This window comes from Desulfogranum aggregans, from assembly GCF_055398265.1.
Genome location: NZ_AP042447.1, coordinates 2,475,869 through 2,496,085, shown reverse-complemented (window position 1 = coordinate 2,496,085; position 20,217 = coordinate 2,475,869). Strand labels below are relative to the sequence as shown.

General features: G+C 55.6%; 10 protein-coding genes. 6 read left to right on the top strand and 4 right to left on the bottom strand.

What is annotated here, in order from left to right:
* Positions 1–216: 216 nt before the first annotated feature.
* From ACZ52Z_RS11045 to ACZ52Z_RS11020, 6 genes are all read left to right on the top strand, one after another.
* The gene (locus ACZ52Z_RS11045) at positions 217–1,599 is read left to right on the top strand and encodes an MFS transporter (RefSeq protein ID WP_464266844.1); all 1,383 of its coding nucleotides are present in this window, start codon (positions 217–219) and stop codon (positions 1,597–1,599) included.
* A gap of 228 nt (positions 1,600–1,827) precedes the next feature.
* Entirely contained in the window at positions 1,828–2,979 is a 1,152-nt protein-coding gene (locus ACZ52Z_RS11040) for an efflux RND transporter periplasmic adaptor subunit (RefSeq protein ID WP_464266843.1), read from the top strand.
* Positions 2,980–2,985: 6 nt separating this feature from the next.
* Entirely contained in the window at positions 2,986–6,126 is a 3,141-nt protein-coding gene (locus ACZ52Z_RS11035) for an efflux RND transporter permease subunit (RefSeq protein ID WP_464266842.1), read from the top strand.
* Positions 6,127–6,131: 5 nt separating this feature from the next.
* Positions 6,132–7,565, top strand: a complete 1,434-nt coding sequence (locus ACZ52Z_RS11030; RefSeq protein WP_464266841.1) for an efflux transporter outer membrane subunit — start codon at positions 6,132–6,134, stop codon at positions 7,563–7,565.
* A gap of 253 nt (positions 7,566–7,818) precedes the next feature.
* The gene (locus ACZ52Z_RS11025) at positions 7,819–10,176 is read left to right on the top strand and encodes a mechanosensitive ion channel family protein (RefSeq protein ID WP_464266840.1); all 2,358 of its coding nucleotides are present in this window, start codon (positions 7,819–7,821) and stop codon (positions 10,174–10,176) included.
* 204 nt (positions 10,177–10,380) lie between these two features.
* Complete coding sequence (locus ACZ52Z_RS11020) at positions 10,381–12,540, top strand: alpha/beta fold hydrolase (RefSeq protein ID WP_464266839.1); 2,160 nt, start codon at positions 10,381–10,383, stop codon at positions 12,538–12,540.
* A 6-nt stretch (positions 12,541–12,546) separates the two neighbouring features.
* Here the strand turns inward: ACZ52Z_RS11020 and ACZ52Z_RS11015 are convergent, their stop codons facing one another.
* The 4 genes from ACZ52Z_RS11015 to ACZ52Z_RS11000 are packed head-to-tail and all read right to left on the bottom strand — an operon-like array spanning position 12,547 to position 20,204.
* Positions 12,547–14,340 carry an AMP-dependent synthetase/ligase gene (locus ACZ52Z_RS11015; protein ID WP_464266838.1) on the bottom strand — a complete coding sequence of 598 codons (1,794 nt, stop codon included), beginning with the start codon at positions 14,338–14,340 and terminating at the stop codon, positions 12,547–12,549.
* Between the two features lie 52 nt (positions 14,341–14,392).
* Positions 14,393–16,438 (bottom strand): 3-hydroxyacyl-CoA dehydrogenase NAD-binding domain-containing protein, encoded by a 2,046-nt coding sequence (locus ACZ52Z_RS11010; RefSeq protein ID WP_464266837.1) that lies wholly within the window; start codon positions 16,436–16,438, stop codon positions 14,393–14,395.
* Between the two features lie 50 nt (positions 16,439–16,488).
* On the bottom strand, positions 16,489–17,778 hold the full coding sequence (locus ACZ52Z_RS11005; RefSeq protein ID WP_464266836.1) for an acetyl-CoA C-acetyltransferase: 1,290 nt from the start codon (positions 17,776–17,778) through the stop codon (positions 16,489–16,491).
* The gene (locus ACZ52Z_RS11000; protein WP_464266835.1) at positions 17,775–20,204 is read right to left on the bottom strand and encodes an acyl-CoA dehydrogenase; all 2,430 of its coding nucleotides are present in this window, start codon (positions 20,202–20,204) and stop codon (positions 17,775–17,777) included. The genes ACZ52Z_RS11005 and ACZ52Z_RS11000 overlap by 4 nt, the downstream gene beginning before the upstream one ends.
* Positions 20,205–20,217 lie beyond the last annotated feature (13 nt).

Here is a 20,217-nt window from a genome sequence, read left to right as displayed (position 1 = left end):
GACTCTTCATCACCTATCGGTAACAGTATATAGAAGCGTCAGGGATTAGTCCAATAGATTCAATGCCGCTTCCCCTTTGCCTACCAGAGCGGCTTTTTCACTGGTCTTCGCTTGGGAAATGGGTATGATGGGAGAAATCTTATCGGTCTCGGCTCATGTGCCGGCGCCTGATGACCGCCTTGCAGAAACTTTTCCACTTTTTTCCGCGGAAAGACCATGAATGCTGCTGTTTCACCGTTTCACCTTCCCAACATTCGACTGTTTCTCCTGTTCAGGGTACTGTTCAATGCCCGATTTTACTATCCGGTTTTTACCATTCTTTTTCTGGACTACGGGCTGACGCTGGAGCAGTTTGCCCTGCTTAACACCGTCTGGGCATTTACCATCGTTCTCGCGGAAGTCCCCTTGGGAGTGGTTGCTGATCTGATCGGCAGAAAACGTCTGTTGGTGGGGACGACCCTGTTTATGATCGCCGAGATGGCCCTGATTGCCTTTGTCCCTCTTGGCAACGGTACCATTGTTTTTTCCGCTTTTCTGTTGAACAGAATACTCAGTGGTCTGGCCGAGGCCATGGCGAGCGGTGCTGACGAAGCCATGGCTTATGATACCCTGGTCGAGGCCGGTATTCGCCAGGAGTGGTCCAAAGTGCTTGACTTGCAGATGCGGGCGCAGAACCTTGGTTATATTTTTGCCATGACCCTGGGGGCGGCGGTCTACGATCCCGGCATGGTCAACCGGCTGCTCCACCTGCTCGGGGTATCCATCAGTGTGGATCAGCAGGTGACCATGCGTTTTCCGATATACCTCACCCTGGTGCTGGGCATTTTGGCCTGGTTGACGACCATGCGCATGCGCGATCCGGAAGTCGCGAGCCAGGGGGAGACAAACGGGCAGCAGCGGTTGAGCATCATGGACATGACCCGCACTACTCTGCGTTCCGGTGGCTGGATTCTCCATACGCCCCTGGCGTTGGCCATTATCCTGTTCGCCATGACCTTTGATCATACCCTGCGGATGATCGTGACCATGACCAGTCAATATTACCGCCTGATCGATCTGCCAGAGGCAAGCTTTGGCCTGTTGGGCTCCGCGGTGGCATTTCTTGGCCTGTTGGTCCCTCGGGTAGCGAGATGGATGACCGATCGTATCTCCATGACCGGCAACCTGCTTGTCCTTGCCGTGCTGACCATAGGCACCTTATTCCTGCTGCCGTTGTTTATCCCCTTCTTCGGGCTGTTGCCCATGATGTTCGTTTTTGTGGGCATGATGCTGACCTCTTTTTTTACCAGCAATTATCTCAACGAAATAACCGCATCCGACCAGCGGGCGACAGTGCTCAGCTTCAAGGGGTTGGCCTTTAATGGCGCCTACGGTGTGATTGGTATCCTCTATGCAGGCCTGATACAGTACCTGCGTGTACAGCAAGGGGGGGTGCATCCGCAATGGTCTGGCGAGATGGTGGAAAATGAGGCGTTTCGTCTCTCCATGGGATGGTTTCCCTGGTACCTGATCGTCGTTTTGCTGGCGGTGGCCTTGGTGTGCCTGCCGAGACTGCGGGCAGCAAAAGAGGCGGGTGAGGACAACCATACCCCGGGGTAAATGTACGGCTCCCCACCGCAGATTCCGTCGGCCAGTGATTTTTTTCATGGGTCGATGGTTTTCGTTGTATATTCGGGAATACATTGTAACTTATGGAATCATTCTTGTTCTTGCAATGGTATGGTTTGCGGCAAATACTCTACCACTGCGGAGTATCTATTCCCTGTTGTTCCGCCTGGTAGATGACTGTGCTTTAATAACATTTCAGTATTACCCAGAGAAGGCACCATGAGATTAACAGCCATTGGTTTGATTGCTTGCCTGACCTCTTTGCTCTTCGCCTGCAGCGGGGAGAAGCAAACTCCAGCCCCGCCCCCGCCTCCAGACGTTTCTGTGGTTACGACCCAGCCTCGTCAACTCCCTCTTTTTAAAGAATTTGTCGGCCAGACCTTAGGGCTAAAGGACATCGCTATCCGCGCACGATTGGAGGGCTTTCTCGAGGGCATTCATTTCCAGGAAGGGTCAGAGGTGGAAAAGGGCGCCTTGCTGTACACCCTGGAAAGCCAGCCGTTTGAGGAAAAGGTTGCTACCAGGATGAGCCAGGTCGCTGAAGTGCAGACCATTCTGGCAAAAAATAAGGGCGATCTGGATCGGATCCGGCCCCTTGCGGCAATAAATGCCGTCAGTCAGAGTGACCTCGATGCGGCGGTTGCCGCCTATGAGGCCACCCTCTCTTCGCTTGATGCAGCCAAGGCGCAGTTGCGTTCTGCGCAGATAGAGCTCGGGTACACCAAAATCTACTCACCCATCAATGGCATCATTGGCAGGACCAAAGCCAAAGTCGGCGACTTTGTCGGTAAAGACCCAAACCCGGTCATCCTCAATACGGTGTCCCAGGTGGATACCATTCTTGTCCATTTTTTCATCACCGAAACCCAGTACCTGGCCCTGGCCAGCTATATAGCCGAGACAGAGGAGGTCGAACCGGAACAGCGGGAGGCCAACCTCGAACTTATCCTGATTAATGGAGAGGTGTACCCCCACAAGGGGCACGCTGATTTTATAGACCGAGAGGTGGACACGGCCACCGGTGCCATCATGGTACAGGCATCCTTTCCTAATCCGGAGAAATTATTGCGACCGGGGCAGTTTGCCGTTGTACGTTCCCTGGTGGAGGAGTTGAATGATGCCATCTTGATCCCCCAACGCTGTGTCATTGAAATACAGGGTCTTTTTAACGTGTTGGTGGTGAACGGGGAAAACAAGGTCGAAACCAGGGAAATCAAGGTGGGAGAAAAAGTCGGTTCTCTCTGGCTGATTGAAGAGGGGCTCGAGCCAGGGGAGATGGTGGTGTACGAGGGACTGCAAAAGGCAAAAGACGGCATTGTCGTCAATCCAACCGTCGTGGAAATCAATTCAACAGATCTGGGGAAGAAGTGATCAGCCATGGGTGATTTTTTCGTACGACGGCCCATAGTGGCCATGGTTATGGCCATTTTTATGGTCATTGTCGGGGTGGTATTCCTCAGTGGGTTGCCTATGGAGCAGTACCCGGATATTACTCCCCCCATTGTTGAGGTGAGAGCCACCTATACAGGGGCCAATGCCGTAAGCGTTGAACAGTCGGTTGCCACACCGCTTGAGCAGCAGATCAACGGTGTGGACAACATGATCTACATGAAATCCACCAATGCCAACGACGGGACCATGACGATCCAGGTCTCGTTCGAGGTGGGTACAGACCCTGATATGAATACCGTCTTTACCCAGAATCGGGTTGCAGCGGCAACGGCCAAACTGCCTGAAGAGGTGAAGCGCCTGGGAGTCACCACTGAAAAGTCTCTGCCCAATATCCTCATGCTGATCTCCCTGACCGCAGATGATCCCCGTTTTGATCAGCAGTTTCTCGGCAATTATTCCCTGATCAACATCAAGGATATTCTTGCCCGCATCAAGGGGATAGGCAGGGTCAATGTCATCGGAGCCAGTGACTATTCAATGCGCATCTGGGTAAAACCTGATCGATTGGCGTATCTGGGTATTTCGGTACCGGAAATACTTGATGCCATCCGGGCGCAGAGCGTGGTGGTCCCGGGAGGGAAATTCGGTGCCGAGCCGGCGCCCCCGGGCAACGAGTTCACCTACACTGTTCGTCTGCCCGATCGACTCCAGAGCGAAAAGCAATTCGGCGAGATCGTCATTCGCACCACTTCGGAGGGAGCCCAGGTAAAACTCAAAGATATTGCCAGGGTCGAGCTGGGGGTGGAAACCTACAATGCCTTCACCCGTCTGAATGCTCAACCCTGTGCCATGATCGCTCTGTACCAGGCACCAGGTTCCAATGCAGTTGCGCTGGCGGAGCAGGTGCAGGAAACCATGGCCCAACTATCCGCGTCCTTTCCCAAGGGAATGCGCTACGATATCTCTCTTGATACCACCACTGCCATTACTGCCGGTATTGAAGAAATCATCGAAACCCTCTTCATTGCCCTGGCATTGGTGGTGTTGGTTGTTTATGTTTTTATACAGGATTGGCGGGCGGCCCTCATCCCCACCATTGCCATTCCCGTTTCTCTGCTCGGCGCCTTTATTGCCTTTCCACTCATTGGCTTTACCATCAATGTGCTCTCCTTGTTGGGCCTGGTACTGGCTATTGGTATTGTCGTCGATGATGCCATCGTCGTGGTGGAGGCCGTTCAGGTCAATATCGAGGCGGGTATGTCGCCGGGGGAAGCCACCCGGGCAGCCATGCGCGAGGTGACCGCCCCGGTTATCGCCACCACCCTGGTGATGGTGGCGATCTTCATTCCTGTTGCGGTCATGGGGGGCATCACAGGCCAGCTATATCAGCAATTTGCCATCACGGTTGCTGTCTCGGTGGTTTTCTCTTCGATAAATGCCCTGACCTTGAGCCCTGCACTGTGTGCCCTGCTACTGCGTAAGCAACAACCGGTAGGCGGGCCGCTCGGCGCCTTTTTCCGTGGCTTCAATGCGGTTTTTGATAAAACCACCAATGGCTATACCGGCCTGACTAAGGTGGTCACCCGCAAGATTGCCATGGGGCTGACCTTCATGGTCATCCTTACCGGAGGCCTGGCTGTTCTCGGTAAGGTTTTACCCGGAGGATTTATGCCCAGTGAGGATATGGGCTACCTGATGGTGAATGTCCAACTGCCGGATGCCGCCTCTCTGCAGCGTTCAGATGTGGTGGTCAAAAAGGTTGAAGAGATCATCGGTAAACATGAAGAGGTCGAATTCATTACAGCGGCCACTGGTTTCAGTCTTATTTCAGGCAGCATGTCGTCCAATGCCGGTTTTGTTTTTGTCTCGCTCAAAGATTGGAGCGAGCGAGAGAAAACCGCCAATGCGCTTGTAGAAGAGCTGAATCGTGAATTTTTCACCCAGGTCAACGAAGCACAGGTTTTTGCCTTCGGACCGCCGCCGATTCCCGGGCTGGGGAATGGTTCCGGCTTTACCATGATGATGCAGGATCGAGCAGGCAATACACCTGAATATTTGGCCAGCCAGACTGCGGCATTTATCGAGACCGCGATGAAGCGTCCGGAAATCGGTTCCATTTTCACCACCTTTCGCGCCTCGGTTCCACAACGCTATATGGAAATCAACCGTGATAAGGTGCTCAAGGCCGGCATATCGCTCAACGATATCTATACAACGGTCGGCGCCTTTCTTGGCGGCTCCTATGTCAACGATTTCAACAGATTCGGTCGACTCTACAAGGCGTACATTCAAGCCGAGCCCGAATACCGGCTCAGTGAAGACAAGATCAACTCCTTTTTTGTAAAGAACGGAAAAGGCGACCTGGTACCATTGAGTGCCTTTGTCACCATCAAGGATATTGCCGGGCCGGACTTTACCAATCGGTTTAATCTGTACCGTGCCATTGAGTTAACCGGCGGTCCTGCTCCGGGGTATACCTCTGTCCAGGCGCTGAACGCGCTGGAAGAGGTTGCTGCTGCATCCCTGCCTGCAGATATGGGCTATGCCTGGAGTAACATGTCCTTTCAGGAGAAAAAGTCCTCAGGCACGGCAGGAATCGTTTTGATTTTTTCCCTGCTTTTTGTTTTTCTCATCCTTGCCGCCCAGTATGAGAGCTGGACGCTTCCCTTCAGTATCCTGCTGGGCACGCCCTTTGCCATGTTTGGTGCTTTTGGGGCACTGTATCTGGCGCGTATGGCCAGTACCAGTTTTGAGCTCAATGTGTTTGCCCAGATCGCCCTGATCATGCTTATCGGCATGGCCGCGAAAAACGCGATTCTCATTGTTGAGTTTGCCAACATCGAATTTCATAAGGGCTTGTCCCTCTATGACGCAGCCATCAAGGCCGCAAAATTACGCTTCAGGCCGATCCTGATGACCGCTTTTTCTTTTATTCTGGGCGTCCTGCCACTGGTGATGGCCTCCGGGGCTGGTGCAGAGGCACGGGTGGTGATGGGGATGGCGCTGCTCGGGGGCATGGTCCTTGCAACATCTTTGGGAGTATTTTTCTATCCCATGCTCTTTGTGTTCATCGGAAAAATTGCTGGATACGAGAAAAAACGAGAGCTGCAGGAGCAGCAGGTATAGAGATCATGGATACGCGTACAATAGCAGGTAAGGGGAGTACTCTTCTCATTCTGCTTCTCCCGCTCTTTTTTTCGGCCTGCACCCTGGGGCCTGATTTCATACACCCCTCACCCCCCACTCCCGAAGCGTACCGTACGCAGATCATGCCGGCTGATCCGGTGGATGATCTTCAGTGGTGGGAGCTTTTTGAAGATCCCTCCCTCTACGCCCTGGTAACCTCGGCTCTGGCCAACAATCGTGACCTGCAAATCGCCGTCAGCCGCATCGAACAGGCACGTGCCAATCTCGGATTTGTGCGGGCGGATCAATATCCGCGTGTCGACATCGATGCAGGGGCTTCAAGCGGCAACTTCAGTGGCGGCTTTCGCTCCGAGGATACAAACTCTACTGTCTATCTCGCCGCGCCGGTTAGCTGGGAGGTGGATTTTTGGGGAAAGTTCAGGCGTTCAACCGCAGCAGCGCAGGCTGAATTGATGGCCTCCGAATACGGTCTCAAAAGCATTCAGCTGACATTGATTGCTGATGTGGTAAGCAACTACTATCAGCTGCTCGATTTTTATCGTCGCCTGCATATTTCCCAAGAAACACTCGCTTCCCGTGAGGCGAGCCTGGAGATCATTCAGCAACGGTTTACCAAGGGGATAATAGCTGAACTCGACGTCAATCAGGCACAAATCCAGAGGGAGATCGCTGCTGCCGCCATTCCGCTGTACAAGCGATCCATTGCAAAGACGGAGAACAACCTGAGCATTTTGCTTGGCCGCTTACCAGGCCCCATTACAGTGGGGGCGAAAAGGGGGGAGAAACTTCGGGTTCCCGAGATTCCCGTCGGCTTACCGCCGGCAATCCTGGAGCGTCGGCCGGATATACACCAGGCCATGTATCTGCTGAAAGCGCAAACAGAGAATATCGGTGTTGCCGAGGCCCTGCGTTGGCCGGCAATTTCCCTTACCGGGACCCTGGGGGGGGCCAGCACGGAACTTGGCTCTATCACCATTGACGGCGGGGTATGGTCGGTGGGCGGCAGATTGCTGGGACCGATTGTTGATTTTAATAAGAATAAGAGGCGCGTGGAAGTTCAGGAGCAGAGGACCCAGCAGGCCCTTTTCCAGTATGAAAATACCGTTCTTACGGCGTTTAGAGAGGTGGAGGATGCCCTGGTTGAAATCGAAACCTATCGCAATGAACTTGCGGCTATCCGACGTCAATTGCAAGCGTCAGCAAATGCGACCCTTCTCTCGAAAGAACGATATGACAAGGGCGTGAGCAGCTATCTTGAAGTACTTGATACCGAACGGACTCTTTTTTCGACAGATTTGCAACATTCTCAACTGCAGCAGCAATACCTCAATGCCTACGTCAGCTTGTACAAAGCCCTTGGAGGCGGCTGGATACGCAAAGAGGATCGTGACCAGGCCCTGTCCGGAAAAAGCCCTTAAATGTTTCTTCAGGAAGAATCCAGCAGCAAAGAGCGATGGGCGCCTGAACAATCAACGTCCTCATTTCAGGGGACGCGCACCGTAAGATTTTTCCTTGAACCAGCGTTAAGAATGGGCTCCGGGTGATTGGCGAAAAGCAATCGACCGGAGTGCAGCGTACATAATCCTGGTAGACGGACGCACCACATTGAGCAGGAGCAGAAAATACATTACCCCCCCACACACCACCATTTGAGACCGTAAGGAGAGAGAGATGTTCAACATTGCCAGCTTCAGGTTGGTTCTATTGCTTCCACTGGTGCTTTTGATGCTGTGTGGAACGCCCCCTGCAACCGTCCTGGGCGAGGATGCAGGTGCGTCGGACACAGAACAACGGCTGGAGGCTGCTACAAGTACCCAGGAAGTGGAAGCGATGGTGGCCCGGCTCAGCGACAGTGAGATACGAGCGCTGGTATTAAGCAAGCTGTCTGAGAATATTGATGCAAGAGCGGTGCAACAGACACCGTCCTCGGGGCTGAGCACACGACTGCATCAATGGCTCCACGCCCTCGACAAAAAGGAGGAAGTGCATCATGGAGGCGGGGCACGTTTGTTGCCGTTTTTTCTGCGTATCCCTGGTGAACTAGGGCGATCGGTGCTGCAGATAGGCGAGGGACGGTTCGGGCAACTGATCATCAATGTGTTGATCATGGCCCTTGTCTTCGGCTTTGGGAGCCTGGCAGAATGGTTTTTTCGACGCCTTACCGGCCGGACAGCCATCTACCATCCTCCAGTCGCCGCCAGTGATGATGGAGAGGGGCGCTTCTGGGGCGCAGTGGTAGGCCTGCTGCCGCCGGTCATGCACCTGACTGCATTTGCTTTTGCCTCCATTGTATTTTTCCTGCTTTTTGCCAATGAGGCGGTATCGCTTCGCGTTGCGTTCATGGCGCTGCTCGGTACCATTGTGGGCGGCAGAGGCCTGTCGCTGATTTCCCGGTTTCTCTGCAGCCCTGATTCCTCAGCCTTTCGTCTTCTCCCCTTGGATGATCGGCTGGCAGCACAAGTGCATCGGGGCTTCCAGTTTTTTGTGTGGTACACTGTAGCTGCCCTGATGCTGCTTAGTTTTCTTGAGTCCACAGGCATGGCACAAGGGTCCCGCCTGGCCCTGGGGGCTGTCCTTGGCACCGGTCTGCTGCTGCTGATTGCGGTGAAGATTGTTCTCATACGTGAACCGGTGGCCAGACAGATATGCGCGGCAAGGGACGACCGGGAGGCTCCATGGGCACTTCGCCAGTTTGCCTCCATGTGGCATTTTTTTGCCCTGCTGTATCTCTTCGCTATCTGGAGTATCTGGATCAACACCATACTGACCGGAACCGGTAAGGATAACGGCGCCCTGATCATCAGTCTACTGATTGTTCCCATTTACCTCCTTTTTGATCGAATAGGGGTATGGCTGGTCGGAACCATTGTGACTGCCCTGGAGTTACGAGGGGATGCGGCTGATGAAGCAGAGAAACAGGAAAGGCTTGGCGAGGCGTACGTCAGCCCGGAAGAGAAAGAGCGACGCCTGATAACTGTCATGCTGCGGGCCTACCGTGCCTTTATCGTGCTGATTCTCATTGTGTGGATGATGGCGCTCTGGGGGGTGGATTTTCCGTTGGCAGGCAATATCGTGCAGGCGGCCTTTGACATCCTCATTACCCTCACCCTGGCGCTCTTTGTTTGGCGATATATATCCAGGTTCATTGAACGGAAGATCCAGGAGTCGCTCCCCGAGGAGCAGGAACAAGAGGCGGATGACGGTGGGGAGTTCGGTGCGACCAGGCAACTGGGTCGGACCTATACCCTGCTGCCGATGATACGCAAGTTTATCGCCACCACCCTGATGGTCATGGTGTCGTTGATCGTACTGTCCTCCATCGGGGTGGACATCGGACCCCTGCTGGCTGGTGCCGGAGTCATCGGTCTGGCGGTTGGGTTTGGCGCCCAGAAGCTGGTCAGTGATGTGCTGTCCGGTGTTTTCTATCTGCTGGACGATGCCTTCCGGGTAGGGGAGTATATACAGGCCGGATCGGTCAAGGGCGCCGTGGAAAATATCACCCTTCGCAACGTCATGCTTCGCCACCATCGGGGTATGCTGCAGATTGTTCCCCACAGCGAGCTGGGATCAATTACCAATTTCATGCGCGGCGGCATTGTCGTGAAGTTCAATCTGGAGTTTCCCTACGATACCGATGTGGAACTGGTACGCAAAACCATCAAAAAAGTCGGTCAGGCTATGCTGCAGGACGAGGAACTCGGCCCGGATTTTATCCTGCCGGTCAAATCCCAGGGCGTCTACGAGATTACCAATTCGGTGATGGTTATACGAGTGAAATTTACTGCCAAGCCTGGACGTCAATTTCTCATTCGCCGAGAGGCCTTCCGCCGCATTACCGAAGCGCTGGCTGCAAAAGGCGTTCATTATGCCCACCGAAAGGTGATTGTCGAGGTCCCGCAGGTTGACGAACAGCATCTATCCCCGGAGAAGGTTCGGGAAGTGGTGGAAGCCGGGGCTGCAGCCGGAGAGATAACCTTGGAGCCGAAGCCGTCACAGGGCCAGGGAACGGAAGAGAACAAGCTTCCCTGAGTCCCATACTTCCCTGAGTCCCATACCCTTCAGGCCGGGCCGCCGTCGCGTAGGGGCGGTCCGGTCTAGTCGTACTTCCTGCCATCAACTCGCTCCTTTTTTCCACCCTGTGCAGGGCTGGCCCGGCCCTTGATCAATACGGCAACGCTTCCTATATTGTAAGTATTCCCCGATTGTTAGGCGTGATCCTCAGCGGAGCCGTGGATGAACCGTTCAGCATACCTCACCACCGGGATGGCCATAAAAACGCTGTCCCGTTTTTCCAAGGCGAATATTGCCATTCATGGAAGAGAAAATCTCCCGGACAAGCCCACCATATTTGTTATCAATCATTTCACCCGCATCGAAACCTTTCTCCTTCCCTATCATATTTTCAACCTTACCGGAATTCCAGTATGGTCATTGGCCAATGCCCAGCTGTTCCAAAGCGGGTTCGGACATTTTCTTGAAATGGTGGGAGCTGTTTCCACCAAGGACCCGCAGCGCGATGAACTGGTGATCAAGACCCTCCTGACCGGAGAGGCAAATTGGATTATTTTTCCTGAGGGGAGCATGATCAAGACAAAAAAGATCATGCATGGTGGACGGTATATGGTCACTAACCCTCACGGCGTCCGTGAACCGCATACCGGTGCTGCTACACTGGCATTGCGCGCCGAACTGTTTAGAAGATACATAATGCTCCATGCCGTGCACAAGACGCCCCAGGCTACCTGCTCTCTGGATTTCCTCGGGCTGGATTCCATTGAGATCATGCGCAATGTCAGCCCGTGCATCGTGCCGGTCAACCTGACCTATTATCCGCTCAGGGCTCACGAGAATATAGCCTCAGCCCTTGCGGAAAAATTGGTCAAAGGGGTCTCCGAGCGGGTCATTGAAGAGATAATGACCGAGGGGACCATGCTCTTTGCCGGTGTTGACCTGGATATTCGCTTCGGCCAACCGATCGATATGCAAGAGCACATTGCCCGGGTAATAGACGATAAGGAGCTGCTGGCATCGGATTTCACCTCCTTTGTAGCCACCCCCTTCTTTAATGCAACGATCCAGAAGATGGGGCGGCAGATCATGCAGCAGTACATGCATTCGATCTACTCCATGACCACGGTGAACCATGAACACCTCTTTGCCTCTTTTTTACGGATGTACCCTTATGAGAAAATCCGGGTAAAAGACCTCCAACGAAGGGTGTTCTATGCTGCATCACTTCTTCAGCAGCGAAAAAATCACGGTCTCTTTCTTCATAAATCCCTGCAGGAGGACCAGGCACATCTGATCGTGGACGATCGTTTTGAGAAATTTATCAATTTCCTCCGCCTTGCCGAGGAAAAGGGGATTGTTACCAGGCAAGGGGATATGCTGGTTCGTGATCGCAGCCAACTAACCGCTCCGGTCAGTTTTCATCGAGGCCGAATTGACAATCCCATCGAAGTCATTGCCAACGAAGTCGAGCCGTTGCGCAGTCTGCAGAAATTCCTCTATTCTCTGGCCTGGCAGCCTGATGTGCTGATTAAAATGTGTGTGATACGCTACCTGCTGCGCAGGGCCAAGCTTCAGCACCTGCAGGCATTGCAGAAATGGTCGGCGGAAGAGGATATTCAGCCTCCTGCCATCGGAAAACCACTGTTTTATCCCAGTGTGCAGAAGCGAACCGGGGTGCTGCTTATCCACAGTTACCTGGCCGGTCCCAGAGAGGTTTACGCGTTGGCCGACTACCTCCATCACCAGGGATACTGGGTGTATGCCCTCCGGCTGCCAGGACACGGAACCAGTGCTGCCGACCTGGCCGAGTGCAGTTCTGCCAGGTGGGTGGAGGCTGTTGATGCCGGTTATGCCCTGCTCAACAATACTTGCCGTCGGGTCGCTGTCGGGGGGATATCTGTCGGCGGCAGCCTGGCCTTTCATCTGGCCTCGCGAGTACCAGAGGTCGCCGGAGTGTTTGCCGTTGGCCCGCCGCTGCAGCTCAAAGACTATTCCGAACAGTTCATGCCTCCTGTCGATACCTGGAGGCGGATGGTGCAGCGAATCCGGGGCGGTCATTCCGCCGAGTCGTTTCTTGAGTTTGCCGCTGAAAACCCCCAAATCAACTACCAGCGCAACCCGGTTTCAGGGATCAGGGAGGTTGATACCCTGCTGGACGAACTCGGCAAGAGAATCGAGCAGATACAGGTGCCGGCGCTAGTTATTCATGCCGATAACGATCCGGTGGTCAGGAGAAAAGGATCACGGCGTCTGTTTGATCGTCTTGCCAGCCCGCAGAAAGAGTATGAGCTGATGAGCTTTACCCGGCATATTATCGTCCAGGGGAAGGGGGCGGAAAAGGTTTTCCAGCGGATAGGACTCTTTGTAGGGCAGCTCGGGTAAGCGTGCTCACGCATACATGCGATGTATCTCCTGCTCCAGGAGTTCCGCGATTTTTTGTCGTTTGATTTTCAGTGTGGGGGTTAATAATCCGTTTTCTACTGTCCAGGGATCCAGGGTCAGGGTGGCCTGTTTTATCCAGGCAAAGCCCGGGAAGGCGTGCAGTCGTTGATCAACTCGGGCCAGCGCCTCTTCCTGCAGCGCATCAGCCTCCAGCGATTCGGGGCTCTGGGGCAAGTCAAGGGATGAGCACAGCTTTTTCCACTCCTCTGGATCCAGGACGGCGACCATCGTCAGGAACGGCTTGTTTTCACCGATCACCATGACCTGTTCGAACAGCGGATCAATGGCAATGGCCATTTCCAGATCCACCGGAGCAACTTTTTCCGAGTTGCTGAGGACGATGATCTCTTTGCGCCTGCCGATGATCCGGATATGCTCTCCGGTCATTGATACCTGGTCACCGGTGCGCAGCCATCCCTCAGGGGTCATGACCTGGGCTGTTGCAGACGGATCCTGCCAGTACCCCTGCATCACGCAGCTCCCGCGTACGAGAAGTTCCCTGTCGTCGCCAATCTGCACCTCAACGCCTGGCAACGGAGGGCCCACACTGTCCGGCAGGTTGTCCTCCATGCGATTGACACTCACCACCGGACTTGTTTCTGTCAGGCCGTAGCCCTGGCAGATCGGCAGCCCAAGGCCGATAAATACCTTGGTGATCTCCTGAGCAAGGGCGGCGCCCCCGCTGATGATGACCCGCAGTTTACCCCCGAGCTGCCTACGAACTTTAACTGCAACCAGCCGATCAAGCAAGGGATGGAACAGGAGCGTGGGTGACCAGGCTTTTCTTCCCTGCTCGTATTCAAAACGCTGCCAGCCGACCTCTACCGCGAGGGTGAAAAGCTTTCGAGTGAGCGCGCTCTTGTCGGCCAGTTTTGCCGTTATACCCGCATAGATCTTTTCAAAAATACGAGGCACGGCGATCAGTGCCGTCGGCTGCACCTGCTGGATGTCTTCGCCAAGCTGAGGAATTGAGCGGACATAGGCAACGGTGGCCCCGGCCATTACCGGCAGATAATACCCGACAGTCCGTTCCAGCATGTGCGACATCGGCAGAAAGGAGAGAAACAGGTCCTCGGGGTAGACGCTGATGGCCTTGAGACCTGCAAAGCTGTTTTCCAGAATATTACGGTGGCTCAGCATCACCCCTTTGGGCGGTCCGGTTGTGCCGGAAGTGAACACAATGGTCGCCAGCCGCTCGCCATCGTTAATCTGTTCATCGATATCTTGCGGTTTGTGCGCAAGCCAATCGCTGCTGCAGGCAATGCGTTGGTCCTCGTCTTGAATTTTGCAATAATCGAGGGTAACAATCCGTTGCAGCTGTTTCAGCCGAAACAGCACCGGTTCCAGGTCGTTCCAGTAGGCAAGCCCCGGGCAGAGCAAAATTTTCGCCCCGGTCTCTTCAAGGATGTAGGCGATGTTTTCCGGCCGGTCATTGGCGAACAGGGGCACCACGACCAGGCCAAGGGAAAGCGATGCAATATCAAAGCAGACCCATTCAGGACTGTTGGGGAGCATCAGGGCGACCCTGTCTCCGGGAGTAAGTTGTTCGGCCGCAAGCGCTGCTTTCCAGACCGCCAGTCGCTTGCCCATTTCCTCCCAGGTAATATCCTGCCAGACATCGGCAGTCCGGTCGTAGTAGTGATAGGCCCGCTTCTTCGGACTGCGGGCAATGCGCTCCAGAAAAAGACCATGCAGGGTATGGACGTGGTCAGGAAGTATGTAGGCTGTTGGTCGCGGCATCGAAAGCCTCCTTGGGGTTTCCGGGATGCAGGTGGCGGTACGACAGCTATGGTTAATCGTGGCGTGGGCTGGAGATGGTTTTCCATCCCTGGTCTGGCATGAACCGTTTGCCATAGGTTGCGTGCAGCTGCTCCAGCCGCTTCAGCAGCACCGTTGTCGACTGGTCGTGTACATAGTGCATGACCCCTCCCCTGAAGGGGGCGAATCCGGTTCCGAAAATCATTCCAGCATCAAGCAGCTCCTGGTCGGCGACCACGCCTTCGCGGAGACAGGCCACGCTTTCATTGACCAGGCGAAGAATCAACCGATCGGTCAGGTCTTCAGGGAGGGGCGTTTTCTTGCCAATAGCCGGTTTACGCGGTCGCCCTTTTTTGTAGGTGTAATAGCCGGCTCCGCTTTTTTTTCCGCGTCGTCCCTGCTCAAGCAGTCGGTTCAGGTTTTCCGGCATCTTCATCGCCGGCCGATCGGCCATGAATTCCGCCACTGAATGACAGATATCCAAGCCGACCAGATCCATCAACTCAATAGGACCGACCGGCATGCCAAAGGCCTCTGCAGCCTGGTCAATGGCAGTTGGTGAGATGCCCTCGGCTTCGAGCAGAGCTGCCTCATGCAGATAGGGCATGAGGATGCGGTTGACCAGAAAACCCGGGCTGCTTTGCACAGGCAGCGGCAATTTACCGATTGTATGGGTGAACTGGATAGCCTTGTCAATATCTGCGGCTGCAGAATAGGCCGTGCTGACGACTTCCACCAGCTGCATGCGGGCCACAGGATTGAAAAAATGAAGACCGACCAGCCGCTCAGGGGCCGGCAGGTCGTCGGCCAAGGTCTCCAGGGGGATGGAGGAGGTATTGGTGGCCAACAGGGCCTCAGAGCGTAATTTCGGTACTACCTGCGCAAAGAGCGCTTTTTTGGCACTGACGTCCTCGAAAATGGCTTCAATGACCACGTCTGCACTGGAAATGCCAACGCCATCGATATCAGGAAGGAACCTGTCCTGGGCCGCTGTAACAAGGTGGGGCGCCCGGAGTTTTCGCCTGAACAGTTTGCCGGCCCTTTGCACCGCGCCTGCCAGAATCTGGTGGGTATTGTCCTGAATGGAAACCTTGAATCCGCGCAGAGCGCACCAGGCGGCAATGTCTCCCCCCATGACTCCAGCCCCGATCACATGGATATGACGGGGAGCAAACGAGGTATCAGCGGGTAGAGATTTCAGTTTTTCCTGGAGGGTGAAGACCCGAATCAGGTTTTGGGCTGCAGGGGTGCGTATCAGGTTCGCTACTGAGCGGGCTTCCTGCTCCATCATATCCCGTGGTGAGCCGCCATGCTGTTCCCACAGTTTGAGCAGGGCAAAAGGGGCGGGATAGTGCTCCGCGCGGACCCGGGTGCGTAAGCGTTTTCTGGCAAGTGCTGCTACCAGTGGTCGACCAGGGGCAGAGTCTGCAAGACGAGCAGTGAGGCTCCGCCGGAGCGGGCCCTGTTTGGCAAGGGTTTGCCTGACGGCGGGACGCAGGAGACGGGGCGGTACTGCGTGGGTGACGATCCCCAGCTTTGCGGCCTGCCGGGCAGCCAATATTCTACCGCTGAGCATCAGGGGCAGGGCTGCCGGGGCGCCAATGAGTTTGACCAGTCGGACCGTGCCGCCAAAGCCCGGATGGATCCCGAGTTTTACCTCAGGCAACCCTATTTTGGTTGCCGGGTCATCAGCAGCGATGCGATAGGTGCAGGCGAGCGCCAGCTCCAGCCCTCCACCCAGGCAGAACCCTTGAATAAGGCTGGCGGTGGGAAAGGGCAGCTCTTCCAGCCGGGTAAAAAGGTGCTGCCCCTTTTTGATAAGCGCCAGCGCCTCTTCTCTGGAGGAGATGGCGGTGAACGCATTGATATCCGCACCGGCAATGAAGCCGGATGGCTTGCCCGACTGGATGACCAGGCTGCGAGGCGCTTCTTTGTCGATGGCTGCAAGGGCTGAGTCCAGTTCTTCGAGAACCTGGACAGAGAGGATGTTGGCGGATTTTCCTGCGACGTCAATGGTCAGCCAACATATGCCGGCGTCATCTGTATGGTATTTCCAGTGTGACAAGGTAGTTGTTTCCATGGTCATCTCTCTGCTCCACGTCCTAGGCTGGGTTGTGCATCCTGGGTGCATCACGCACTGTTTTTAATGAGCATTGCTCCACCCTGACCGCCCCCTATGCAGAGGGTTGCGACGCCTAATCGGGCATCACGCTGCTTCAGGACATGGAGCAGATGGAGGACGATCCTCGCTCCGCTGGCACCCACAGGATGACCGAGACTGATGGCCCCGCCATCCACATTCAGTCGATCCTTGGCAATGGTGCCCAGCGGTTCGTGCAGATCAAAGTGCTGCCGACAGTATTTCTCGTCGGCAAAGGCCCTGGTACAGGCCAGTACCTGGGCCGCGAATGCCTCGTTGAGTTCCCAGTAGTCGATATCCTGCAGCCCAAGAAGGTTGCGGGCCAGGAGTGGAATGGTGGCATGAACCGGGCCAAGTCCCATGTATTCCGGCGCCAATCCCGCCCAGCAGGTGTCTTCGATGGTGCCGAGTACGGGCAGATTGTACTGCTTGACGGCTTCTTCACCGGCCAGGAGCAACAGGGCTGCGCCGTCGGTTATCTGAGCACCGTTGCCAGCGGTAATGCGGCCGAAGCGGCGATCAAACACTGGACGCAGCCTGGACAGCTTTTCCAGCGAGGAATCTCTGCGCAGACCATCGTCTTCCTCGTAACAGTGCCCGTCAGCAGTATAAATCGGCGTCACCTCCTGCATGCGTCCTTCATCAAAGGCTGCTGCCAGCTGTTGGTGGCTGCTGAGCGCATAGCTGTCCATTTCATCCCGCTGAATATGAAACATGTTGGCCAGGTTTTCCGCTGTCTGACCCATGTTGAGATTGACCACCGGGTCGGTCAAGCCGCGAAGGATGCCGAAAATCGGGCGCAGGTACCTGGGGCGCAGTTGTACCAGTTGTCGAAGTTTGGCTATAGTCCCTTTGGCCTTTTGCACATCGGATAACCAGCCGATCATTTCATCGCTCATCAGCACCGGTGCATGGCTCATTGCATCCACCCCGCCGGCGAGGATGAGGGTGGAATGGCCGCCTCTGATCCGCTCCATCGCCGTTTCCAGGGCCTGCATGCCTGAGCCGCAGTTTCGTTGTACCGTCCAGGCCGGCACACCGGGGCCGCAGCCAAGACGCTGCGAGGCAACCCGGGCAATGTTGACCTCATCGGGACTGGGGAGAACGCTGCCGATAATGACTTCACTGAGTGCTTCCGGAGCAAAGGGCTGGCGGGCGAGCAGTTGCTTGCCCGTGGCAACAAGCAGGTCAGCGGCGGTAAACGGTCCGGGTTTGCCGCTGGATTTCAAAAACGGTGTACGGCTTCCGTCAACAATGTATACTGGCGGGTGATGACTCATAGGGATGTTCCCCCTGACAGGGTTGCGTTGTCAAAATCATCGACGGTAATGATTTCTTTTCGATACTGCTCGACGCGCAGCAGCTGTTCGGCCTGCTCCCGGGTGAGGAATGCTTTTTCACGTCCCTGCTCAATGCGTTCTTCAACGGTTGAACCGCTGACTTCACCTGCCTTGATCGCTTTGTGCAGGGCAGCTTCCCCTGCCTGTGCCGCTGCGGAAAGTCGCAGAAAGGCATCCAGTCTGCCCAGAGGGTCCTGGGAAGAGTCGGGCAGGTAGATGCCGTCGGTTAGACGATCACGCTGGGGGGTGTCGGCAAGGAGGATGGCGGCGACCTGGCGGCCCAGCCGGTCTCCCGGAGGCCGGTAGGAACGCCCCAGAGGAAAAGTCGCCAGGCGAAGCAGTCGGCCTAGAGCAGGAACCGGAAAGTTGGCATAAAGGTCGAGCAGGCTCTCCTGGGCGGCGTGGAGGCATTTCTGGCACGCCCACTCAACCAGCGGCGTGTCACTCTCCGGTGCACCGGAATCGTGGTAATGTTTGATCACGGCCAGGCTGAGAAAGAGGTTGCCGATGGTATCACCCAGTCTGCCGGTAAGCTTCTCTTTGCGTTTGAGATCGGCGCCCAGTACCAGCATGGAGACGTCACCGGCAAGGGCAAATGCGGAAGAGAGCCTGCTGACGCGGCGGATATAGGTGCCGGTGACCTTGTTGCCATGCCTCGTCGGCAGCAGGGTTGCGCCTAAAGCGCCCCACAGGGAACGGCTCCAGTTGGTGAGCAGGAAACCGAGGTGGCCGAAAAGCGCCCGGTCAAACTGCTGCAGGCTGTCTGCTTCAATGGCTTTGATCTCCTGGTAAACGTAAGGATGGCAGCGGAGGAGACTCTGATTGAAAATAATGAAAGTGCGGGTAAGGATATTCGCACCTTCAACGGTTATACCGATAGGGGCTGACTGGTACATCCTGCCCAGCAGGTTTCGAGGTCCCAGGCAGATGCCTGCACCACCGTGCACGTCCATGGCATCGTTCACCACCGAGCGCATCAACTCGGTCAGGTGGTATTTGACGATCGCTGTGATGACAGCCGGCCGCTCGCCGTTGTCGATGCCATTGACGGTAACGGCTCTGGCGCTATCCATGATATAGGTGTTGCCACCGATGCGGGTAAGCGCTTCCTCTACGCCTTCAAAGCGGTGAATAGGGAGATTAAACTGCTTTCTGGCCACGGCATAGGCCCCCATAGCCCTGGTTGCCAGCTTAGCGCCCCCTGTGGACAGGGCGGGGAGGGAGATGCCCCTGCCTGCCGCCAGGGCCTCCATCAGCATGCTCCAGCCTTTGCCAACGCCGCTGCTGCCGCCTATAACCATATCCAGGGGAACAAAGACGTTCTTGCCTTTCATGGGACCGTTCTGAAACGGGCAGTTCAGGGGGAAATGCCGGTTCCCTGTCCATATACCCGGAGTATCGCCGGGGATGACGGCAAAGGTAATGCCAAGCTCTTCCTGGTCGCCCAGTATGTGGTCGGGATCGTAAAGCTTAAAGGCCAGTCCGATGAGGGTGGCGACAGGGCTCAGTGTAATGTAGCGTTTATGCCAGTTGAGGCGGATGCCGGTGACTTCCTGGCCCTGGTATTCGTCTCGACAGACGATACCGTAATCCGGGGTGGAGCTGGCATCGCTTCCCGCTTCCGGGCCGGTGAGGCCGAAACAAGGGACCTCTTCGCCTGCGGCAAGGCGCGGCAGGTAGTAGTCCCGTTGCTCCTGGGTGCCGTAGTGAAGCAGCAGCTCCGCCGGACCGATGGAGTTGGGCACCATGACCGTGACTGCCGCCGGGATACTTCGGCTGGCGATCTTGGTGATAATGGCCGAATGAGCGGTGGCGGAAAAGCCGAGTCCGCCATATTCCCGGGGAATGATCATGCCGAAAAAACGGTTGTCTTTGAGAAACTGCCACACGGCAGGCGGCAGGTCGAGGAGTGTATGGGTGATCTGCCAGTCATCGAGGAGGCCGCACAGCTCCTCCACCGGTCCGCTGAGAAATGCCTGTTCCTCAGCAGTGAGATGGGTCTGGGGGTAGGCGAGGATTTTTTGCCAGTCGGGTGCGCCGGTCCAGAGCTCGGCATCCCACCAGACCTTGCCGGCGTCAAGTGCCTCCTGCTCAGTCTGGCTGACTTTTGGCATGATCTGCCGGGCGCGGCCGAACAGAGGGGCGGTGAGGTAGCGCTGCCGCAGCGACTCGTAGTTGAGTACCACTGCTGCAGCCAATCCCGCCCCCAGAAAAAGGATGCTTACCCAAGGCAACGGAGAGGCTGCCAGCGACCAGACCACCAGGGCAGCAACAAGAATCAGGGAAGAGAATTTGAGTGAAATGCGAAAAAGAGAGAGGAAAAAAACAAGACCAAGCAGCAGCAACAACAGTACCACATACCCCATAGAGCACCTCCAG

Coding starts and splice junctions, on each gene's coding strand:
- ACZ52Z_RS11035 (WP_464266842.1), top strand. CDS start 2,986: ATGGGTGATTTTTTCGTACGACGGCCCATAGTGGCCATGGTTATGGCC.
- ACZ52Z_RS11020 (WP_464266839.1), top strand. CDS start 10,381: ATGAACCGTTCAGCATACCTCACCACCGGGATGGCCATAAAAACGCTG.
- ACZ52Z_RS11040 (WP_464266843.1), top strand. CDS start 1,828: ATGAGATTAACAGCCATTGGTTTGATTGCTTGCCTGACCTCTTTGCTC.
- ACZ52Z_RS11045 (WP_464266844.1), top strand. CDS start 217: ATGAATGCTGCTGTTTCACCGTTTCACCTTCCCAACATTCGACTGTTT.
- ACZ52Z_RS11010 (WP_464266837.1), bottom strand. CDS start 16,438: ATGGAAACAACTACCTTGTCACACTGGAAATACCATACAGATGACGCC.
- ACZ52Z_RS11030 (WP_464266841.1), top strand. CDS start 6,132: ATGGATACGCGTACAATAGCAGGTAAGGGGAGTACTCTTCTCATTCTG.
- ACZ52Z_RS11000 (WP_464266835.1), bottom strand. CDS start 20,204: ATGGGGTATGTGGTACTGTTGTTGCTGCTGCTTGGTCTTGTTTTTTTC.
- ACZ52Z_RS11025 (WP_464266840.1), top strand. CDS start 7,819: ATGTTCAACATTGCCAGCTTCAGGTTGGTTCTATTGCTTCCACTGGTG.
- ACZ52Z_RS11015 (WP_464266838.1), bottom strand. CDS start 14,340: ATGCCGCGACCAACAGCCTACATACTTCCTGACCACGTCCATACCCTG.
- ACZ52Z_RS11005 (WP_464266836.1), bottom strand. CDS start 17,778: ATGAGTCATCACCCGCCAGTATACATTGTTGACGGAAGCCGTACACCG.